This is a genomic window from Plebeiibacterium marinum (assembly GCF_026013615.1).
In the GTDB taxonomy this organism is placed as follows: domain Bacteria; phylum Bacteroidota; class Bacteroidia; order Bacteroidales; family Marinilabiliaceae; genus Saccharicrinis; species Saccharicrinis marinus_A.
The window spans coordinates 33,712-57,140 of sequence record NZ_JAPDPI010000021.1; the positions used below are offsets into that span (position 1 = coordinate 33,712).

15 protein-coding genes are annotated in these 23,429 nt (G+C 36.2%); 2 read left to right on the top strand and 13 right to left on the bottom strand.

The genetic code is table 11. From position 1 onward, the window contains the following. Positions 1 to 8: 8 nt before the first annotated feature. The 11 genes from OM074_RS11365 to OM074_RS11415 all read right to left on the bottom strand — a co-directional run bounded on the left by OM074_RS11365 (position 9) and on the right by OM074_RS11415 (position 17,831). Entirely contained in the window at positions 9 to 701 is a 693-nt protein-coding gene (locus OM074_RS11365) for a hypothetical protein (protein ID WP_301199597.1), read from the bottom strand. 104 nt (positions 702 to 805) lie between these two features. Next, positions 806 to 5,521 carry an efflux RND transporter permease subunit gene (locus OM074_RS11370; RefSeq protein WP_301199598.1) on the bottom strand — a complete coding sequence of 1,572 codons (4,716 nt, stop codon included), beginning with the start codon at positions 5,519 to 5,521 and terminating at the stop codon, positions 806 to 808. A gap of 84 nt (positions 5,522 to 5,605) precedes the next feature. After that, positions 5,606 to 8,689 carry an efflux RND transporter permease subunit gene (locus tag OM074_RS11375; RefSeq protein WP_301199599.1) on the bottom strand — a complete coding sequence of 1,028 codons (3,084 nt, stop codon included), beginning with the start codon at positions 8,687 to 8,689 and terminating at the stop codon, positions 5,606 to 5,608. A 4-nt stretch (positions 8,690 to 8,693) separates the two neighbouring features. Further along, positions 8,694 to 9,749 (bottom strand): efflux RND transporter periplasmic adaptor subunit, encoded by a 1,056-nt coding sequence (locus tag OM074_RS11380; RefSeq protein WP_301199600.1) that lies wholly within the window; start codon positions 9,747 to 9,749, stop codon positions 8,694 to 8,696. A 5-nt stretch (positions 9,750 to 9,754) separates the two neighbouring features. Continuing rightward, on the bottom strand, positions 9,755 to 11,242 hold the full coding sequence (locus OM074_RS11385; RefSeq protein WP_301199601.1) for a TolC family protein: 1,488 nt from the start codon (positions 11,240 to 11,242) through the stop codon (positions 9,755 to 9,757). A gap of 84 nt (positions 11,243 to 11,326) precedes the next feature. Further along, positions 11,327 to 14,668 carry a golvesin C-terminal-like domain-containing protein gene (locus OM074_RS11390; protein ID WP_301199602.1) on the bottom strand — a complete coding sequence of 1,114 codons (3,342 nt, stop codon included), beginning with the start codon at positions 14,666 to 14,668 and terminating at the stop codon, positions 11,327 to 11,329. Continuing rightward, the gene (locus OM074_RS11395) at positions 14,665 to 15,558 is read right to left on the bottom strand and encodes an ABC transporter ATP-binding protein (protein ID WP_301199603.1); all 894 of its coding nucleotides are present in this window, start codon (positions 15,556 to 15,558) and stop codon (positions 14,665 to 14,667) included. Before OM074_RS11395 ends, OM074_RS11390 begins: the two co-directional genes overlap by 4 nt. Before the next feature lie 196 nt (positions 15,559 to 15,754). Further along, complete coding sequence (locus OM074_RS11400) at positions 15,755 to 16,312, bottom strand: Spy/CpxP family protein refolding chaperone (RefSeq protein WP_301199604.1); 558 nt, start codon at positions 16,310 to 16,312, stop codon at positions 15,755 to 15,757. A 25-nt stretch (positions 16,313 to 16,337) separates the two neighbouring features. Next, a complete protein-coding gene (locus OM074_RS11405; protein ID WP_301199605.1) occupies positions 16,338 to 16,829 on the bottom strand; it encodes a hypothetical protein in 492 nt (163 codons plus the stop codon). 6 nt (positions 16,830 to 16,835) lie between these two features. Then, a complete protein-coding gene (locus OM074_RS11410; RefSeq protein ID WP_301199606.1) occupies positions 16,836 to 17,180 on the bottom strand; it encodes a hypothetical protein in 345 nt (114 codons plus the stop codon). A gap of 69 nt (positions 17,181 to 17,249) precedes the next feature. After that, the gene (locus tag OM074_RS11415) at positions 17,250 to 17,831 is read right to left on the bottom strand and encodes an RNA polymerase sigma factor (protein WP_301199607.1); all 582 of its coding nucleotides are present in this window, start codon (positions 17,829 to 17,831) and stop codon (positions 17,250 to 17,252) included. A 237-nt stretch (positions 17,832 to 18,068) separates the two neighbouring features. Between OM074_RS11415 and OM074_RS11420 the strand changes: the two genes are divergently transcribed. Then, the gene (locus tag OM074_RS11420; protein WP_301199608.1) at positions 18,069 to 20,297 is read left to right on the top strand and encodes a sensor histidine kinase; all 2,229 of its coding nucleotides are present in this window, start codon (positions 18,069 to 18,071) and stop codon (positions 20,295 to 20,297) included. A 37-nt stretch (positions 20,298 to 20,334) separates the two neighbouring features. Beyond that, the gene (locus tag OM074_RS11425; RefSeq protein WP_301199609.1) at positions 20,335 to 21,045 is read left to right on the top strand and encodes a 16S rRNA (uracil(1498)-N(3))-methyltransferase; all 711 of its coding nucleotides are present in this window, start codon (positions 20,335 to 20,337) and stop codon (positions 21,043 to 21,045) included. Here OM074_RS11425 and OM074_RS11430 read toward each other — a convergent pair whose 3' ends face one another. Both OM074_RS11430 and OM074_RS11435 read right to left on the bottom strand, forming a co-directional pair. Further along, positions 21,046 to 21,444: an RrF2 family transcriptional regulator gene (locus OM074_RS11430; RefSeq protein WP_301199610.1), complete on the bottom strand. Its 399-nt coding sequence runs from the start codon at positions 21,442 to 21,444 to the stop codon at positions 21,046 to 21,048. It abuts the gene before it with no gap. Between the two features lie 173 nt (positions 21,445 to 21,617). Beyond that, positions 21,618 to 23,264, bottom strand: coding sequence for a diphosphate--fructose-6-phosphate 1-phosphotransferase (locus OM074_RS11435; RefSeq protein WP_301199611.1), 1,647 nt, complete (start codon positions 23,262 to 23,264; stop codon positions 21,618 to 21,620). Positions 23,265 to 23,429: the final 165 nt, after the last annotated feature.

The window sequence follows — 23,429 nt, forward strand, 5'->3', positions numbered from 1 at the left end:
CATTCCTTTTACTTAATAAACTTCTCCCTTTTTTGAAGGTTTATCAATCCCCACAAAACAGCTACAACAGATACAGATAAAAGAATCAACCTGTTTTGAAAGATAATCATTTGATACAGGCTGGCACTAACATTTCTTGGAATTCCAAAAGGATTTAGAAACGCATTCCATTTGGATTCGCCTAAGAAACCATGCAGAAACCATAATGCCAAACCCACAACCACCATAAACACGGCCGACCCATTACCATTTTTTACCATGGTACTGAACAAAAAGCCTAAGGATCCAAATAGGATTAAAACAACCACCAGGTGCCGGCTCATTTTAAACACAGGTAATTCAACCAGCAAAAAATTGTTTAAAAAAGCAAAGAACACTATCATAACGTACACCATAATAAATATGATGGCCAAACGCACAAGCCAAACCTTGTACCTGTAATTAGGTATACCAAACAAAATCTCCAAAATACGGGCATCCTCATCATTTTGTATTCCAAAGGTTGTAGGAAAAAACACAAGTAAAATCCCCGGAAAAATCAATTGGTAATAAGCATCTTCAAGTGCTACATCATCACCCGAAAACAATGCTATACCAGTAATTATTAAGTAAAATATTAATGAGGCTCCTAAAAAATACACAAACCTATTTCCGAAAATGATTTTCAGGTTGTATTTGATTATCTTAACTATGTCGGACATGATTTATTAATTTGCTTTTTGTTATTGGTTCTTATTTCCGTTTTAAGGTTGAAAACACTTTTTCCTACCCACTTTTTATCGCTTAAAACACCCATACATCCTACCTAATTATTTCTCAACAACCACAAATACGAATCTTCCAGACTTGACGAAACCAGTTCTGCTCCTTCAACGGGTTGTTGTGCTGATAAAACACGTACTTTAATATTGGCGCCCATTCCAATATGGTGCACTACCTGAAATTCCTTGTTTATCCGTTCAAACTCATTTACAGGAACATCAAAGGTCCATACTTTGCCCTGAGTTATTTGCGAAAGTTCTTTGGGCTCTCCCCAATACTTTAGTTCCCCTTTTCGCATAACTGCCACCATGTTACATGAGCTGGAAATATCTTCAATAATATGCGTTGAGAAGATAACCACCCTATCACGGCTCAGCTCAACCAAAAGGTTTCTGAAACGGATACGTTCTCTGGGATCCAACCCGGCAGTAGGTTCATCAACTACCAATATGCGGGGTAAGTGAAGCATAATTTGAGCAATACCAATGCGTTGTTTCATACCTCCTGAAAAAGAACCGATAGCATTATCTTTCTTTTCCCACATATGAACAGCCTTTAAAACATACTCGATTCTGTTATGCCGCTCCTCTTTATTATTGAGTCCTTTAAGCAAGGCCATATAATCCAGAAACTCATACGAAGTCATGTTTTCATATGACCCAAATTCCTGAGGCAAATACCCTATTAAGCCCTGCAACTCTTCGCGGTACTTTGTCGTATCCAGTCCGTTAATAAATATCTTGCCATAACTTTGATCAAGTATCCCACAAATAATACGCATAATAGTTGTTTTACCAGCACCATTGGGGCCAAGCAAGCCTATCATACCGCTTTCCATGGTTAAAGAAACCCCCTGAAGTGCTTTAAAGGGCTGTTTCTCTTTACCTATAACCGGTATGGAACGAACCATGATATACCAGCTTCTTCTGATACCGGCAAAACGCCCCTTAAGCCGTTCTACATTAATATTTTCCTGAAGCAACTTCTGACCTGTTTTATAAATAAATATACCCAAATACCATAATCCTCCAAGAATTATGGCTGTGGCCATACTATCATGCTTCAGTACAAAAAAGGTTAGAGTAACAGCAGGATACCCCCACATTTTTATCTTAAAAATCCGTGACTTTGGAGAAAACAACGTTGACATACGACCTTTTTTGTCGGGCCACAGACTTAAATAATTTAAAAATGACAACAATATAAAATATCCTACAAACAGATATGTAAAGCACCAAAAACCAGATTCCAGATAAAACCAATTCATCCACACAAAAAAACCAAACAAAGGAATTTGCCATATCAGACTTTCAACGTAATGCTGTCTGCCCTTTTGCAACTGTTCTCTCTTTCCGTATAAACCTGCAGTTTTCCATTCTCGAACAAAACGGTTATCCCTATCGTATATCTTAACCACATTTTGCAGGGTAATGGTAATACTTTCATGGGGTTTTATCAGTGTTGTTTGCGCTTGTTTGAGGCTAGTTAAAATAAAATATAAAACTGCAGGTACTCCAACAACAAAACAAAAATACTCTACCAATTTCCACACAAAAGTATGGTTAAAAACAAAATGGATTAGTACAACTCCCGTAATCCAGCCAGCAAAAATAATGAGTTTAAAAACTAATTTCTGTTCACGAATCCAGGCCAATGCCGTTTCCAAACCAAAACTAAATGTTGGAATAAAAACCAGGGTCAGCAATGTACTCAACAACAACCCTCCAACTACTGTAATTGCAAATGGGGCACCTAAACTCCCTACATATTCAGATTTACCCAAAGCCAATGGCAACATAGCAATTATGGTTGTGGATGCAGTAATTAAAATAGGGCGAACCCTTGAAATACCAGCCTGCAACAATGCCCTGGAATGCCTCATCCCCTGTTTTCGTAAGATATTTGAATAATCGATAAGAATAATTCCATTGTTTACTACAATTCCCAGCAGTATTAAAAATCCAATTAAAGTATTAAGGCTTAATAAGGAGTTTCCTGTTGTAATTAAGCCAATCAATGAACCTATGGCTGCCAATGGAATGGAAAACAGCATTACAAAAGGACTTACAAAAGATTCAAAAACAGAAGCCAGGATCATTAATATCAGAATAAACGCTGTTCCTATCAAAAAGTAAAACTCTTCAAACTGATCTTCTTCATGAATAACCTCAACTGCTGTGCCCGATGGAAGATTGACTTCAGCAATTAAATCATCCACATCCATACGAGCCTGTTCCAATAAATCTTTTGAATCGTTTATTTCATCATTAAAACGATAATTAATAGTAATCTCCTTTTGCTGGTTTACACGCAATATTTCTTTTCTTCCACTTGCATAAACAATGTCTGAAAAATCATTTAATGACACCAAAGCACCACTGGTTGATTCAACATTCAGGCTTTTAAGATCATCATAAGTTTTAGCCGTTTCCTCTTCCTGAGAATACGTTTTATCACTTTTCATGATGATATCATATTCTTCATTTTCAACCTTTAGTTTCCCCCCTGAGGAAATTTCAGGACGAAAATTGGTCAGTTCGGCCAATACATTTTGAGGGGTAACACCATACAGACTCATTAAACCGGGATCAAATTCCAGATGCACTTCAGGCCTCGCTGAGCTGGCACTTACACGCACTGAACGAAGGTCTTCTAAGTTATCCTCCAAAATATATTTAATATCCTGTGCCAGCAGTAGCATCTTATCAAAATCCTCTCCCTTAATCACTACTTTTTCTGTTTGTGCTCCAATGCCAAACATCCCCATTAGGTTCATACCAGGATTTTGGCCAAATCCTCCTCCCATTCCTCCTGACGAAACAGAACCTTGCTCCATTGATATTTCTGAGCCTTCATACCCATACAAACGTCCCTGGATATCAGCTTTAATCTCCCCCAAAGAGCGGTCGGACTCCTTTTTATATCCTTCCTTCAGGGTAACACGGATACTGGCTTCCTCTTCATATACCTGACTGATGATCTTATCGTATTCAGGAACCTTTTCCAATCTTTTTTCAAGCTCCCGCACCATTTCATCGGTATTTTCAAGTGTAGAACCGGAGGGGCGCTCAATATCAATACTAAATTCAGGGGTCTCGACCTCTTTGTTAACATTGAAACTCACCAATAAGGCAATCAACACAGTAGCAAAAAAAGCAGCCACTGCTGAATTAATGGTGCGTGCCGGCAAACGCATGGCATTTTTCAATAACACAAGATAGGACTGTACCAACCTGTTATGCAATGGCAAGCGCCTTAGCCTTTTGTGTACATTGCCTTTTCCATACCACAATACTGCATGGGTCATCATAGGAACCAACAGCAAAGCCACAACCAATGAAATAATCAGCGTTCCTACAATACTCACGCTGATATTTTTAGCAACCAGCTTAAACATCACATTTGACGAAAATACAAAAGGGAGAAATACAGTAATGGTAGTTAAAGTTGCTGCAAATATAGCCCGCCATACCTCCCTGGTACCGGTTATAACAGCTTTGTCCCTGTCTTTTTCGGTAGAAGCTACACGATAAATATTTTCCATTACTACAATACTATTGTCGATGAGCATACCCACCGCCAACGCTATCCCAATCAGGGTAAGTGTATTTAGTGATATATCAAATGCATAAAAAATATTAAATGCCGAGAAAACCGATATTGGGATAGATAACATCACAAGCGAAACCAACGGAACATTTTTTAAGAATATCCACAGGATAAACACTGCCAGCAGACTACCTATCAATGCCAGGTTGATTATTTGATCAATGTTTTCTTCAATAGTATCTGCTGAATTTGATGTAATTACAATTTCGGCACCATCGCCAGTCAGATCATTGTTTAATTTTTCAATTACACTCTTTATTCTGTGCGACAGATCAATCTGATTTACTGTTGACTCTCGGGTAATACGAATTGTTACCGACTCCATGGCGTTTACACGGCTATATGAGTCATTTTCCTTTACTCCGAAAATTATCTGGGCCACATCTTTTAGTAAAACAGGTCCGTTGGGAGAAACCACCACATTCTCCAAATCATTAATGGTATTATATTCGGCACCAACGTTTACAAACATATATTGACCTTGACCAACAACCCTGCCGGCAAACGTCTTATCACCTTCGTTTCCTGTAATCTTTCTCCTGATTGAACTAACTGTAAGGCCCATTGCCTCAAGTTTATCTTCATTAAATACAATTTCAACTGTTTTTTGCTGCCCTCCAAAAACCTCTGCCCCGGCTACACCATCTATATTTTCCAGCTTATCCACAATCTTTTGGTCGGTTAGAGCCCTTACCCTATCAACACCCCCTGTACCCAATACCTGAAGCTGCATAAATTGGTTCATCATCTGGCTTAGATCCATCTTTACAACAACAGCCCTGAATCCGTCAGCCATCACACCTTGAGATGCTTCCACCTTTTCAGCCAATTTTAAATAGGCATATTTAAAATCAACGTCTTTTGATAGATAAACTGTAATATTAGCCCTTCCGGGATTAACCCGGGTTTCCATTTTCTCAATGCCCTCCAGGGTACCAACCACTCCTTCCATTGGGATGGCGGCTTCCTGCTCTACATATTTCGGATCCGATTCTGTACCATCCGTGTTTTGTATCTGCACAAAAAGCATTGGAAGCTCCGTATCTGGATAAAGTTCAACAGACAGGTTAGTATAGGACACGATTCCAAGCATGGATAGTGCCACAAACAACATGCTGATGAGTACTTTTCTGTGTATTATAAAATTCATATTTGTATGAGATTAGAGATACGAGATTAGAAATAAAAGAATAATCTAAACCATATAGTTTACATTTCTGTTATCTTTTATCTCCTATCTAATCGTCTTTTTTTTAAAATCAAAAACATAATAAACACAAGGGATAACAACAAGAGTAAGCAAAGTGGATGTTATTAAACCTCCTATTACTGCGATAGCCATTGACGAGCGGATAGCGGCACTTTCGCCAAACCCGAATGTTAATGGAAGCAATCCAAGGATCGTGGTCAGACTCGTCATAAATATGGGACGTAACCTGCTGTTTGCCGCAGCAATAATAGCATCTTTCAAACTCATACCGTCTTGTTTGTTTTGGTTGATTGCATCTACAAGGATAATTGAATCATTTACTGCAATACCGGCCAACATTACTAAACCTATATATGCCATAATATTTAAAGATTTCCCTAAAATTAAAAAGGCAGCAATGGCTCCAACTCCGGCCAAAGGAATGGTAAGCAGTATGGTAAATGGATGTATAAGTGACTCAAACTGCGATGCCATAACCATATATACCAATACTATAGATAGAATCAAGGCAAAGGACAAACTGGCAAAAGATTCTTTTCGCATAAACTCATCCCCCTTTATCTCATATCGATATCCGGCTGGGAAATCTATTTCGGACAAACTGGCATTAATTTGCTGAGCTAATTTATCAACAGGTATATTCCCTTTGTTATGAGCAGTGATCCTTCCGATACGGTTTTGATTGTTACGGATAACCTCTTTAGGTGAATTTCCTATTGAAATACTGGCTAACTCACTCAGACGATATTCACTGGTTCCATTTTCAATCTTAAAATTTTCCAGTTCTTTTAATGGATAGTCAGGCATTTTTAGGGTAATATCCGTTAGTTCACCATCACTTTCAATACTTCCGGCATCCTTTCCCATTAAAAACTCCTGTAACTGACTGATAATAGATGAAGCATCAATATTAAAAATACCGGCCCTGTACCTGTCAATCATTATATTTACCTCTGGTACGCCATCTTCAAAAGAACTTTTCACATTATATAATTCCTCATCGGCCATTAGCCTGGCATATACCTGATCGGATAACTTATCCAATTCCTCCAGGTCATCACCAATAATTTCAACCATAATTGGAGCCGCATCACTACCCAAAATTTCCTGCAATGCTGTTTCATCTTGTAAAAACTCAAGCTCCATATCATCAATACCTGAAAACAATTCGCTCAATACCGGAATAAAATCACTGGTTGAATATAGAGTAGAATCATTTAAAGTAACCTTGATAAAACCGGTATTTTCACCTTCAAAAACGCTCTGATCAGAACCCTGCGTATTGGTTTGAGGTCCGGCATGGGTATAGATATGGGCAAGATGGCCTTTTAATGTTTCAGAAATCATCTCCTCCATCATTTCCATTGTAGAGGCCGTACGCTCAATGCCAACTCCCGAAGGCAAAGTAACTTCAATAGAAAACTCTTTGGTTTCAGCAGAAGGCATAAACTCGCTACCAACAAATGGCAAAGAAAAATAGCTTGCTGCCACCAACAGTATGGCTATAAATATTACCAGATACCTTTTATTCAACACCTCATCTAAAAACCTTGAATATTTTGGGTATGCATATCCCTGAACCTTTACCACTTCTGATTTTGAAACTTTTTGTGTTTTGAGGAATATGGTACTCAAAATAGGAATGATCAAAAGTGCCACAAAAAGTGAAGACAACAATGAGAATGCAACTGTCCAGGCCTGGTCTTTAAACAACTCTCCAGATGCCCCATGCAGGTACACAATAGGCAAAAACACTACTATGGTAGTTAATGTTGAAGCTACCAAAGCACCACTTACCTTGGCAGTTCCTTCTACAGCAGCTTCTTTCAGGCTCTTTCCCCTTTCGAGCAGACTAAATATATTCTCAACTACAATAATGGCGTTATCCACAAGCATACCAGCTCCGAGTGCCAAACCTCCCAGAGTCATTATATTTAAAGTGAGCCCATTAAAATACATCAGGTTAAATGTGGCCACAATTGAAATTGGAATGGCCGCACTCACAACCAAGGTGGTTCCCAACCTTCGTAAAAACAAAAACAGTACAACAACGGCAAAAAAGATCCCTATCAATGCACTATCTTCTACTTCTGAAATAGCATCTTCAATAAACTTACCCTGGTTTTTAATTACAGTAATATTATACCCCGGCAAACCCTTTCTCACTTTGTCAAAACCTTCATTCAGGGCCTCAATGGCTGATACCGTATTAAACTTTGTTTCTTTATAAATAGATAAACCAATACAGCGTTTTCCGTTTAATCGAACAATATTATCCGGCTCCTGGTTTTTATAACTTACTTTGGCAACATCTTTTAAAAGCAATGGAACCTCAAATTCATGTCCTTCTTCATCTCTTTGCAGGGTTGTACCAACTACCAGCTTACCAAGGTCTTCAGGCGATTTATAAATACTTACACCTTTAATAATATACTTTTGACCTAGCTCTTCAATAGAACCTCCCGAAACATTTCGGTTGTAATTCTGAATCTTACTTACAATACTTGAAGAGGTGATACTATGCGATTCAAGCATATAAGGATCTGTTTCAATGGTAATTTCCTTTGTTTCATCCCCACTCAAACGAACATCAGCAATACCATCGATACGAATTAAGGCATTACGAATATAATTTTGGGCTACTTTACGTAGCTCATCCATATCTGAAATATTTGGGTTTGAAACAGCTGCCAACATTATTGGCGAAGCATTGGGATCGTTCCTGTATATTGTCAGGTCTTCAATATCCTCATTCTGGCTATATTGCGTAAGCGCCTTTTGGAGGTCGAGGAAGGCTTCGTCCATATCCTGATCCCAAGCATATTCCACATTTATTTGAGCCGTTCCCACTTTACTCGTAGAACTTACATTCAACACACCACTCTGTCGGATTACGGTACCTTCAATATTCTCAACAAATTGTTTTTCCATCTCCTCAGGAGGCCTTTCTCCCGATTCAATTTCAACTACAATGCGCGGATTGTTCAAATCAGGAAACAAATCGGTTCCCAGGCGGGAAAAAGAAATAAATCCCAAGAGAACTATTCCAAGTATAATCATGGCCACCGTTACCCGATAGCTCACTGAAAACTGTGCAAGTTTTTTCATTTGGTTATTTATTAAGGACTTTTATTTTTGAGCGATTTTTAAGAGTCTCAAAACCCTTAATTATCAAACGTTCTTCCACTCTGAGGCCGTCTACAACTTCTATCCGGTCCTCATGCTCCATTCCGGTAGTTATTCTTCTTTCACGAGCTTCATCTCCTCTTGCTACAAAAACCACTTTACCATAATCGCGCACAAGGATAGCATCCTTTGAAATTACGATAACACTGTCCTTTTTATCAATAACAATATCCGCTTTTACAAACATACCGGGACGCAGTTTTACCTCAGGATTATTGATATACACCCTGCCTTTAAAAGTTCTGGAGTCGATATCAATGGCTGGGGATATCTCTTTTAATAAACCCGTGAGAGTATCCTCCGGTAAGGCATAATTTGTAATTTGAGTTTCCTGATTTAACGATACCTTAGCAATTTGACTTTCCGGCAACATCAAATCCATTATCATTTTTCGATAACTCATTATTTGCAATACTTCCTGACTTTGCGCAATTTTTACCCCTTGAGAAAAATAGGGCAAATCAGTAATTAATCCGTCAAAAGGAGCTGTAACCTCTATTTTTTCCAATTGAATCAATGCATTTTCATAAGTTTTGCGTGCGGTAATCAACTGCTTTTCGCCTTCAACTTTTTCGCGCAAAGTAACCCCACCTTTTTCATACAACGCCACTTGTTTTTGGTATTCCATTTCAGAAATATCCAAATCAAGTTTTGCACCTTCAATATTTATATTGTTTTCATTCTCTTTATCAACAATCTTAATAATCACCTCTCCCTTTTTCACAACATCGCCCATTTTATATTTTTTCCCTGTACGGGGGTTTATTTGCAGATAATAATCTCCTGCAGCATTATTGGTAAGCAATGTTTCATATTCCGACATTATTGTCCCGGTAGCTGTAAAAACGTCCTGGATACTACCCGTTGTTAACTCTTCAACAGTTACAGGGATGGCTATATCTGCCTTAAATTTATCTTGCCTGTTATCACACGAAAACAGGGAAAGGGCAAGTAATACTATTAATAGATTTTTTTGTATCATGATGGTTATTTTTTGTTTTTTGGAGAGAAATTAGGAGCTACTTCTTTATTGTTTTCAAAATCGTACATCGATTGAATCTTCATATTTAGTAGCTCAAGTTTGTAATTGATAATGGCATTTGTTAACGCATTTTTGTTTTGAGTTAACTGATTTTGAACCAAGTTTAAATCCATACTGGTTAAATCACCATTTTTATATTTTTCAAGGTTGATTTCATAAGTCAATTGGGCATTCTCTACATTTTTCCTCGAAATCTCAATCTGAATCAATAAGTTTTGAAGACTTCGGTATACCTGACGGATATTTAGCTTTATATCAATTTCTTCATCGCGCAAGTCGTTTTGGTTCATTTCTAATGCAGCCCTTGATGCCTTCATCCTGGCTTTCTTCTCTCCCCAATCCCATAGCGGAATCGTTAATCCTAAAGAAATATTCTGACTATTGGTTTGATCCTGAAAAACATCTGATAAGGCTTCATCTTGTCCAAACAAACCGAGTTCCAGACTCAAATCGCCTTTAAATTCGTTAGAAGCATTAGTCCGGATCAAGTCAAATTGTCCCTGCTCAATGGCAATCTCCCTCTGACGAATTTCCATCCGGTTGTCAACACCTGACTTTATGGCCTTACTCACATCAATATCTACCGGGAGAACAGAAACGTCCGCCAGCACCATAATTTCCTCTTCAAGAGGAATACCTAACATTTGTTTGAAATTATCTTTATCATTTTCAAAGGTAACCTGATCATTTTGCATACTGGATTTACTCGAAAGCAAATCCAGTTCTGACTGATAAAGCTCTTCTTTAGCAACCAAACCACCCTCAACTTTATTTTTAATGATTTCGTGACTTTGGTTACGGCTCTGATAATCTTCGGTGGAGACATTCAGTTCCATTTGCGATTGGTACACTTTATAAAAAGCCTGGGTCACCATATTCTCAACGCTTAATTCTTGCAAAGCGTAATTAAGGCTGGCATTTTCATAGGCCAGCTCCAACTCCTTTAACTGAAGTTTGGTTTGATTATAGGTAAAAAGAGGCTGATCCAATCGTAAGCTCAGATTATTGGTAAAACCATCAAAACCAGAGCTACCCATATTACTTGTACTTGTATTTTCACGATAACTGAAGGTATTATTTAATGATATTACCCCGTCGGTAAACAATATAGGTTGTGTCACTCTGAAGTTCCCTAAACTGGTATAGTCTTCAACAGTATACCATTGCGAAAGCTGACTATTAAACTCCCGGTTCTTAGAGTATTCCAGAGGAGTAATATTCAAACTAAAATTAGATTTTAGAGAAGCTCTTTGGGCCTTTAAGTTATGCTCACTCTGAACCAATGAAAGCTTAACGTTCTGCATCCTGGGACTAAACTGATATGCTTGTTCCAGAGCCTGCTGCAGTGATAAAATCCTTTGGGCATCAGTACTAATTCCCATTACAACAAATGCAATTAAGAATAAGTATTTCGCGTTTTTAAATCGCATCATTTTATTTTTAAATTATGTTTGATTTTTCAATATTCAGAACCCCAATAGCTATTGCATAATAGCTTTGGGAATTCAACCTCTTTATTAAAGCTTCTCCCATTTTACAGCATCAGCAACCACAACCCTTCGTGCAGATTTATCCGAAAGCTCAACAACAGCCTCTCCATCAGAAAAATAGAATTCCCCCAATAATTCCCATGTTGAATTATCTTTTTCTACAGCAACGGATACTATTTCTTCACCATCATCATGAAATACCGTATATTCATATGAGCCCTCTTGCCTTTCTCTTCTAAAAGAGCCTGTCCTCTGGGAAGGAACCCGGGCATAAACATTATAACGTCCACTTTCTTGCAGATGGGCCTTAAATTGAGCCCTCGCATTCCCGTCTCCTGACTTTTTATAAGTATATGATTTTATATACTTTCCAAACGACTGAGATTCCAGAACCTTTGTCCACCTGCTTGCCGGATGCCATGGAAACAGCGTTTTATATTCAAATCCCTCTTCGGCTTTTTCTACATCCATTCTGGATAACAAAATCTCTTTTAAGGTCTTTCGACCTTTGTTATTCACCACTGAAAAACCAGGATCCTCATTATCAACAACAATTTCATTATCCCTGATATACTTTACATCTCCTTTCAGATCTTTTATACCGGTAAATGTTTTTAATCCTTTTGGAGCTTCCTCAAAATCTGCTAAAAAGAAACGATTATCTGAAGGAACATTCTCCGATAAGTAGGTATGCACAGACATCATCCTTGGGGCTTGGCTAAGAATAATACCTATTTGAGCATGTTGTCCTTTTTTAACCAGGTAAATATCTTCGTATGAAGCATTCATTCCTCCTCCTCCCGGAGGTCCCCCACCTGGACGTGGAGGACCAGAACGACGTCCCCCGCCAAACAAAGATGCCTTGATCATTCCATCAACTTCACCCACATTAGCAACTTCCAGACTAATAAAATAACTCTCCTTTTTGTTATCTTTAAACTTATATATTTTGCTTTCCCCAAAAATAAAAGCTGGTAATTTTATCACTGAACTTTTATTTAATTCATTCTCACCTGAGTCATCACCAATATAGTCAGTCAACTCGGAAGCGTTTATTGCCTCCCCTTTAAATTTGCCCAACAAACTATCTACAAAGTTTTCAAAATTTTCTATCCCAACTTTTTGTTGTGCTGAAGCAAATTTTCCATTACCAACAGTAAGGATAATATCTGCTATACTTATCTTCAAGTCCTCTTCATCAACCAGGTGAGCCAAACTTTCCGTATTGCTTTTTAAGAAAAGAATAGATTTATCATTCCCCGACAAACTCCCAAAACGGTTAAATGAAGAATGAATACGGGATTGCATATATGATTCCATACACATATTTATAAACGGCAACTCCTTTTCTTTTATGGAATATGAATAGTTATAAAATAACGGAAATATAGAATAAGCACTCCAATTACTTACAGATCGCCCTGCATCTGCTTCATTTCGGAAGAAAAACCGTCGCTCCTTTGGAATAGCAAATGTATTCCCTATTAAATTCATAAACAGATTGGCTTCCATTTCCTTAGGTAGCATCTCTGTTCCTTCCCTTTTATTATCTCTTTCTTGCCGATTTTTTGAATGAGCCAGATTAAACTCATTTATACCCAAGCCCTTTTCCGGTATCAGTACCATTTCCGGACTGGTGTTTTCATTTATCAGAGCCCAGCTTCTATAATAGGAATAAAAATGAAGGGGAACCTCCACAAAAGTGAGCCTTTTATACGGATACGGCACTCCTAACTTCCTTTCAAAATCACCTTTTATTTCTGAAATAAGATTAGGTAGTGTGTCACCCAGGTTTTCAAAATACTTAGTAAAAAAGTCATTATCCTGCTTAACCAGATATGAATATTTAACAGAATCCACTTCTATAGATTTACCTGTAAACTCAGAACCAATTAAAGACAACTTTGAATATTTGGCATCTCCTTTAAAAACTGTCCAATCACCATCATATGATTCTTCTCCCTGAGAAAGATACTTTATACCCGTAATCCCCTTAATCTTTATATCAGATGTAAAAAAACGGGTAATCCTATGTGCATTTCGATCTGCAACTACCGGATACCAAAAATTTTCACTTGTTAGCAAAAGATATTGGTTGCTGACAAACAGCGAACTTTTACCAGCCAACAATGGATCATAACGGTGTAATCCCTCCCTCTTTTCTTTATCAAGATCAAAATATGCAAGGTCGTCATTGGGCTTACCAGTATACTCAATATTTAGTTTAAGCGTATCCTTATTGTTATAATTATAAAATACAGTAAGAAAATTCAAGTTTTGATTATATTCAAGACTCTCGCCATTTGTTTTTACAGAGCTAACAATTAGTCCGTTATTAAAATAAAACTTCAGTTCCTTAATACTTTCTAAACTCTCATCTTTTACAACACAAATCTCGGTGGCTCCGGCAATTGTCTTTTGCCTGTGTTGTAATTCAATATTATAATGAACTATTTTATAACCTGCATCAATAGGTAATTGCTTCTCAAGCTGAGCAAAACTCTCAATCTGTTTTTCCAACCTAAATTGATGCTGCAGGTAATTTCCTATTAAACTCAAGCCCAAAAACAGAAATAAGAACGAAGGTATCAGCGCTACGCTTTTCCCTCTTTTTGTTTGAGAAAGCCTTGACAATTTAAATACAGTAAAAAACATCAGGGAAATACCTAATATAAAATATCCTATACGCACAGATGCTATTTGGAATAAATTTCCCAAACCTACATAATCAGAATATGCCATAGGACTAAAAAAACCTATAAAATCCCACGACCCATAATGATTACCTTTAAGATAGAACAAGTTAGTTGCTATATATCCAAGAACAAGGATAAAAGTAATGGCTTGATTCTTTACCAACTGCATTACAAAAAATGACAATCCAAGCACAAACATCAATGTTGGTAAGGATACTATTAATGGGTATATCAGATAAGTTATAGCACTGAATCCTGCATCCGTACTTATAATATTAATAATGAAAGTAAAAAGCAGTACCAATAAATTCAATCCCCCAAAAACATAAAATATACCCAGAGTTTTGCCAAATACATATTCAAAATTCGACATACTACGAACATATATTACTTCTGTAGTATCCAGTTTCTTGTCTCTACTCAGAAAATCGGATGATAAGAATACTGCTATTATGGATTGCACAATATTTAATATCCATAAATTCATGTATACCAATCCCCCGGGCATCATCCTGTCAGCAAAATTGAACCTGCCTATTTCTGTTGAAGCAACTATATTGAAAAAAAGAAGAAAGGCTATAACGATTGCTGAAAATATTCTAAAAAACCAGCTGCGCAATAAGGTCTTTACCTCAAATTTTGCAACTATAAAAATGGGTTTATTACTACTCATGGCCGGTTAAATTTATTTGATTCGTACTCCATAAAATATACATAAGCATGTTCCAGATTTGGCATAATATTTTCCCCTTGAAAACCATTTGCACTAGGAGAAATCAATTCCACCTCATAACCATTAGCCCCCGGTATGGTAGTAATTACCGGATACTTCTGCTTAATGTCTTCCATATCATCAAAAGCCACCTGTGTTTTCCATACTTTACCTTCTGAAAGCCTGATAAACTCATCCGGACTTCCAGTAAACTGAATTTGCCCTTCGTTTAATAAGGCCATTTGGTTACAAGTACTGGAAATATCGCCAACAATATGGGTTGAGAGAATAATTATCACATCTTTTTGACTTAAATCAGCCAGAATATTCCTAAAACGTATTCGTTCTTCGGGATCTAATCCTGTTGTTGGCTCATCCACAATAACAATTTTTGGGTCACCTACAATTGCCTGTGCAATGCCAAGCCTTCTTTTCATCCCCCCTGACAACTTACCCGCAAAACGGTTTCTCACTTCAAATAGCCCTACATCTTCAAGTAGCCGCTCCACCTCATCCCTTCTTTCTTTACGACTATTTATACCTGCTAATGAGGCAGCATAATCAAGAAATTCATATGTTTTAAGCTTTGCAAAAAAACGAAAATCCTGGGGCAAATACCCCATCATGGCCCTTACTTGTTTACGGTTTTTTTCCAGGTCAGCACCATTAACTTTAATAGTTCCGCTTGAGGGTTCAAGTAAAGTAACCAATATTTTCATTAAGGTAGATTTACCTGCACCATTAGGGCCAAGCAAACCAAACATCCCTGAATTTATATCCAATGATACATTTTTAAGCGCCTGATGTTTGTTTTTATAAATCTTATTAAGATTTTGAATAGATATATCCAATGTTTTAGGTTTTATGGAATAGAAACAATCTGGTTTTGAAAATTCTGAATAAATATAAACTAATTAGTTTAAACATTCATTTTTATTTTATACTTCAACTAAAAACCTGTCTGTTTATTGTAACAGACAGGCTTTTTCATTCATCTACAATACAAAAACGTTAAAGAGTAACGGTTAGTATACTTCAATACATATTCTATCCAAATATTTCCGTTTTTTCTTTTAAGGGGCATTCCTTTTTATTATACTGATCAGGAGCACTTTTCACTACCGTGCGTTTACCTTTGTGCATCCGGTGCTTCATCATTTGCCCATCTCCTCGTTTTGCTTTGTTTCCAAACATTTTACCTGCATGGGCATCAAACAACACCTTTTGCTCATCAGTTAAAATGCCTCGTAGTTTTTGCTTGTGAGCAAATTTCTTTTTAGCCATTTTTGTTTTTAAACTACCAATCTCATCCAATAAACTATTCACCTTTTTTGTATCAACATTATCCCCGGTTGATATCATATTTAGTTCTGCCGTCTTTACCTTTATTTCGTTTTTAATTGGAGTCATTTCCTTCATTAATTCAAGTCTGAAGGTTTTTATCTGCTCTTGTTGCTCATCTGACAGGTTTAATCCCCCCCTGTGCAAACCTCTATCATCTTGAAATCTTTCATGTCCCGTACATTGGCCAATTGCTGTACTTCCTATAATTACAAACAGCAGCGTAATTACCACATAACTTTTCAAAAATTCTAATGTTCTCATAATTCAATATTTTTAGTCTAAACCTTTACTTAACTCCCCGTTTATCCCCCCTTCTTTTATCCCAACGGTGGAAACGTTTTACCATCATTGAAGTTATTGAATCAAAACCTTCCTTTTGATCGTCGTTGCATACCTCACGTAAAGATTTAAAATGATTAAATGTTGCTTTTTCTATTAACATTTTATTTCTTCCCAACACTTCAAAAAGTGAATCTCCGGCAGAACCATTATTCTCATAGCTTTCTATCAACAAACGTCTGCTATTTTCAATTTCAGCATTTAATTCCCCTATCTCCTTAAAATAGCTCTTCCTTTGTTTTTCAAATTCAGCCTGCTGATCTGGTGTCAATTGAAGTTCTTCAAAAAAAGCATTTTTACCTTCATGCCTGTTGTCTTTTCTATGCTTTATCTGTTCAATTACCGATGGCACCTTTGGCTTTTCCCACCAAAAACGCCACGAAAAAACATTTAAAACAATCAACAACCCAATAATTATATGATAATATCTATTTTTCATTTACCGCTATTTAACTTCATAATTACCTGTCAACAAATCCTCGGAATACATAAAATCATTCGAAGCATATATATACTCCGAACCAGCATCTTCAATACTTTCATCCAACGACATATCTGAATCTGAATTATTAAAGAAGTAAAAATTTGCAACATTTATTAAAATAAACAGTGCAAATGCTGGTCTGATTATATATGACAAAATGGAAATGCCAGCCCGAACATCATCCAACTGCTCCACTTTACCCATAACCCTGGTTGTAAAAAACGGAGAAGCCTTAATCTCCCCATGTTTTTTATTACCTACCTTAAATACCTGATCTAATTCCCGATCCAATCTTTCATTTTTCATAACTCAACCTCCCGGTTTCTTTATCTACATAACCTTAGACGATAACGTCATTAAATTCCTTCGGATCAATTACAAATATTCTTTAATCCTTTTCTCTAAAATCTGTTTCAGCTTCTTTTTCGACCGTACAACTAGCGACTCAACACTCTTAACTGATGTTTCCATTATCTCTGCCACTGTACTTTGATCAAAGCCTTCAATTTGTGTCAATACATAAGCCTCCTTCTGACGCGATGGCAATTTATTCAAAGCGTCATACAACAAACTTTTTCGTTGTTGCTGTATCAATTCATCATCTGCCGATTTATTATCTCCCACAATCCAATCATAATACTTCTGATCTTCGAGGTAACCAATCTGTCCACTCCCTCTTTTCTGTCGTTTTTTGCTTCTGATAAAATCAATGGCCTTATTAGAAGCAATTCTGTATATCCAGGTAGATAAGGTTGATTGATTTTTAAACTTATGCAAAGATCTATAGAGCTCAACAAAAACTTCCTGAGCAACATCTTCTGCATCATGGTAATTATTTGTATATGAATAACAAATATTCACTACCCTATCCTTGAATAAATTGACCACAATCTCAAAGGATTTATAATCACCTTGCAGAAAACTTTCTATATCTATCTTTTCAACCGTTTGAATCACTTCCTATATTCTTGTACTACGCATAAGACGTCATAAAAAAAATAAACCTTCGCTTCTGAATAAAAACTTTTAAAATAATTTTTTTTCATATCTTAAACATCATATATTTTGATATATTTATATTTTAAGAAAATATCTAAACCCTTTAATTCAGCCAAGTATAATAAAAGGTTTATCACTCAAATGAGTGGTTTTCTTTTGCATATTTCGCAACCACAAAAACAATGTACTAAACGCATGAAATTATTTTATACCACACTCTTGCTGTTTTGCTGCTTTCATTTTTCTTTTGGTAAAGAAGTTAAGGAAATTCTTCTTTTAAATTCATATCACACAGGTTTTAAATGGACCGATGACATAACCCAAGGAGTACTTGATGCCATTGATGAAAAGGAAGACTACAGGCTATTTGTTGAATACATGGATTTCAAGCGTTTTCAAAACCAGGGATATTTTTACGAATTAACCAATCTCTACAAATATAAATATGAAAACATCGACCTTGATGGAATAATCTGTTCTGATAATTATGCATTTCAATATGTGTTGGAAAAAGGAGATAGTATATGGAATAAAAGCATACCCATTACTGCATGTGGAGTGAACAATATTGACTTAATTCCTTTTGACACCACCCGAATCAATGTCATAAAAGAAGATATTGATATTAAAACCACTCTTCAGCAAGCATTCATTTTGAATCCCAATACCGATACCATAATTGTCATATCTGACCAAACCTTATCCGGAAAAATTTTCCTTTCTCAATTTTTCGATGGCCTGAACGAATTCAATCCCAACATTCCCTTCCAAATTATCGATGGCACTGATTATGAAACAATAAAGACTAAATTAGATGAATTGCCACATCACGAAAACAAGATGATCATACTACTAAGCCTATATTCCAACAATCATCAAGTACCCATTGAGATGAAACATCTGGGAACGCAACTGTTAAAAGATATTGATATTCCGATATATAGTTTTTGGGAATTTTTATTGGGCGATTTTATTGTTGGCGGACATCTTATATCATCATACGATCAAGGCTATGAAGCTGCCAAATCATTGCTTAACAGAATAAACAATCCGGAAAAGAAATCAAATCCCCTTACACCCACACAGTACAAACCCACATACGATTTTAACCTATTAAAAAAATATAACCTCAACTACAAACTCTTGCCCCCTAATACAGTCTTTACAAACAGGACTATCCCATTTTATGTAAAACACAAGAAAAAACTAATCTATTACTTCTCTGCTCTTGCCCTTTTGATACTATTAAATTTCCATCTTATATCAAATATTATCAAAAGAAAAAAAATACAAAAAAGATTAACAGACAGCGAAAGAAGGCTGGAGATGGCACTTGAAAGTGCCAATGAGGGACTTTGGGATGTTTCATTAAACACAAACACAGTTGTTTTTAACCGTCGCTTTGCCAAACTATTAGGATACAAACACAAAAAAAACATCAGCGTTAACATTAAGGATTGGGAAAAATACGTATACGATAAAGATGTGGTTAAAATATATGCAAACTGGAAAAACTACACAAAAGGAAGCACTCCATTATTTAAAACGGACATAAGGATTTATCAGAAAGACAATACCCTAAAGTGGTATTCTGTTCATGGAAAAATCACAGAAACCGACACAAACAAGAAGCCTGTTCGCATCACCGGCGTATTAATGGATATTTCTGAACAAAAAGAATTTGAGAACCAATTAAAGAAAGCCAAAGAAAAAGCAGAAGAAAGCGATCGGTTGAAATCACGTTTTTTAGCAAATATGAGTCATGAAATACGAACTCCGATGAACGCCATTCTTGGTTTTTCCGATATCCTTCAATCGCCGGAACTCAATATCCAGGAAAAAGATGAATACCTGGATCAGATTAAAACATCAGGAGAAAACCTGTTAAACATCATTAACGACATAGTTGATATATCAAAAATAGAATCAGACCAATTACAAATACGAAATGAAAAGTTCAATTTAAACTCTACCCTAAACCACGTAAAATATACAGCAGAAACAATTATCAAATCAAAAAACAAAAACATAAAATTTTGCCTTGACTACAACCTGCCTGAACTTTTGATATATTCTGATCCCTATAGACTGGAGCAAGTATTGTTAAACCTGATATCCAACGCCATCAAGTTTACTCAAACCGGGGAAGTGAAACTAACTGTAGTACCCCTAAAAAACAACATTTTATTAATAACAGTAAAAGATACCGGAGAAGGAATTTCTCCGGAGGATATTAATATCATCTTTGAGAGGTTCAGACAAGCAGAAAAGACAACAAAACTCAATACCGGAACAGGACTAGGATTAGCAATAACAAAAAGTTTAGTGGAATTAATGGGTGGATTTATTACTGTAAAATCCAAACTTAACAAGGGTTCTGAATTTACCATATCACTTCCCGTTTTAAATAGCAACAACAATTAGTATATTTGCTACCAGTTTAAAATTATAACATATACTTATGCAATTATTTTTTGATACAGACTTTTCTGCTAAACAGCCCACTTTAAACCTTGAAGAATCAAAACATTGTATAAAAGTTTTAAGACATAGAAACGGTGATGAAATATCTGTATTAAATGGAAATGGTACCATATACACAGCCACTATAACCGATGCTAACCCCAAAGCATGTAGATTGGAAATTACTGAAGAAAAAACAGAAGAAAAGAGACCGTTCAGAATTCACATGGCTGTAGCCCCTACTAAAAACATAGATAGGTTTGAATGGTTTTTAGAAAAAGCGACAGAAATTGGCATTGAAGAGATAACTCCTATAATTTGCGATCATTCTGAACGAAAAGTAATTAAACCTGAGCGGCTCAATAAAATCCTAGTGTCAGCAACAAAACAATCACTAAAACATTATCTACCACAGTTAAATGCTGTTACCTCATTTAAAGATTTTATTTCCAACAACAAAAATACAAATTCAAACAAGTATATTGCACATTGCCAGAATCACCCTAAAACACTCCTCAAAAACAGCTACAAAAACAATGAGGATGTTCTTATCTTAATAGGCCCTGAAGGAGATTTCTCTATTGAAGAAATAAAAGAAGCCACAGAAAACAACTTTAACGAAATATCTTTAGGAAAGGCCCGGTTGCGCACAGAAACAGCTGCATTAATGGCTTGTGCAACAATCAATTTTATAAATCTAACCGATTAATTACAAATAATCGGCTAAACTTCTGCCACGCAGATAATCACGAAACTGACATGCCAACTCCTCTGCTATATCACCCATTATACATCTATCAAAAGGACATCTTTCTTTATCCCCCGGACAGCCCTGTACCTGAACAGGACCTTCGATAACCTCATATAAGTCAAGTAGTGAAATATCTTTAGGATCCATTTTTAATAAAAAACCTCCACTTGGTCCCCTATTTGATGATACAAAATTTTCCTTTGCCAAACGTTGAAATATCTTCGCTACATGATGTCTCGAACTTGAAATTTCCTCTGATATCTGGTTCACATTTAGCTTCACATCTGACTTCGCAATTAAGATCATTCCATGTAACGCAATCGATGCAGCCTCTGAAAGTGTAATAATCTTTGACATTATGGTATATTGATAATTTAAATACTCTATAACCTGAATTGGTACGAAAGTAATTATAAAATTCTGACAACAAAACAATAGAGCCTCATTTTTTTAAGCACCTTGTAACAATTCCATAAAAAAAAGCCACAGCTAATCTTAACCGTGGCTTTTATATCTTAAACAGAAGTTTACTATTTACTTTCCTCAACTAATGTTTTGGTTGGTAAATCACATACTTCGGTAGGACCAAAATACTGAATTGGACCTGGATAAACATACTTTGTATTTAAAGCCCAATCATCACGTTTTGCACATAAAGCTTTAAATGGAGCCCCATCCAATTTTACAAGTGCTTTTTGAATCACAGGCTTCATTTCTCCATGGCGACGTTCCATGTTCATCATCATAGTCACTGGCACTCCACCAGCAATCCACTTTTCTGCAGGGGCAGTTAAGTTTCTAACAGACGACATATAACCTGTTTTCCCTTCAGCAATAAGAACTGATGCGGTATAACCCAAAGAATAACAGTAATCAGCATCAAAGTTAGAAGGAGCTGCACATCGACCTTCATACCCAAAGAAATGACCTTGAGCTGCAAATTTACCTACATACTCACCAGCTTTTTTCATTTTCTTAAGCTTGGCTTTCACCATATCAATCAACAACTTTTCAGTTTCGATCATTGATACCTGAACATTACCATGTGGGTCACGATCAAGCATCAACTGATTAGCAATTGCATTTGGAAGGCTCTTAAATACTTCAGCCATTTCTGCAGAAAGCTTCTCAACTAAATACTCTCTTTTTTCTTTGTTAGTTTCAAAGGCATTTACTTCTTCCTCATTATGAGCCAATAGGTCATTTAATTCAGCAATTAATTTTTTCATTGCTGGAATAAATTCAACCAATCCCTCTGGAATCAATACTGTACCAAAATTTTCTCCATTTGCAGCACGAGCAGCAACTTTATTAGCTATATCACTTACCACTTCATCCAAAGTCATGCTTTTAGCTTCAACCTCTTCTGAAATAATTGTAATATTAGGTTGAGTTTGAAGAGCACATTCCAATGCAATATGAGAAGCAGAACGTCCCATCAACTTAATAAAGTGCCAATATTTTTTAGCAGAGTTGGCATCACGCTGAATATTACCAATCAATTCACTGTAAACCTTACAAGCTGTATCAAAACCAAATGAAGTTTCAATCATTTCGTTTTTAAGGTCACCATCAATAGTTTTAGGACAACCAATAACCTGTACTCCTGCATCTTTTTGCTTATAATATTCTGCTAATACACAAGCATTAGTATTAGAGTCATCTCCTCCAATTATAACTAGTGCATTTATTCCCAAAGCTTTACAATTCTCCAATCCCTTATCAAATTGCTCTACTTCTTCTAATTTTGTTCTACCAGAACCAATAATATCAAAACCACCGGTATTTCTGTAATGATCAATGATATCATCAGTTAACTCCTGATAGTTATTATCAACCAATCCGCCAGGACCACCAAGGAATCCATATACCTTGTTAGCAGGATTTAACTTTTTTAATCCATCGTAGATTCCGGAAATAACATTATGACCACCAGGGGCCTGACCACCAGAAAGAATTAAACCTACACTAATAGCTTTATCTGTAGCACCAGACTCTCCTTCTTCGAAAGTTAGTACAGGCATTCCATAAGTGTTAGGGAAAAGTTTTTCAATGTCAGCCTGATCTGCCACTGATTCTGTTTTCTTTCCTTCAACAATTTTTACAGAGCCTTTTAATGCTGCTGGTAACTTTGGAGAATAACTCTCCCTTGCGATTTGAAGTGGACTTTTAATCATCTTATCCAAATATTTATAAATAGTTTTTAGAAAAATTCAATTGAATAAAAGCATCTAACAATAAACCATCAAACCTATATTAATCAATTCCATCACTTTTGAATGATCCAAATTTAGTCTGCTTTAAAAGCTGCAAAATTGTTTATATTTTTTCAAATTCGAAAA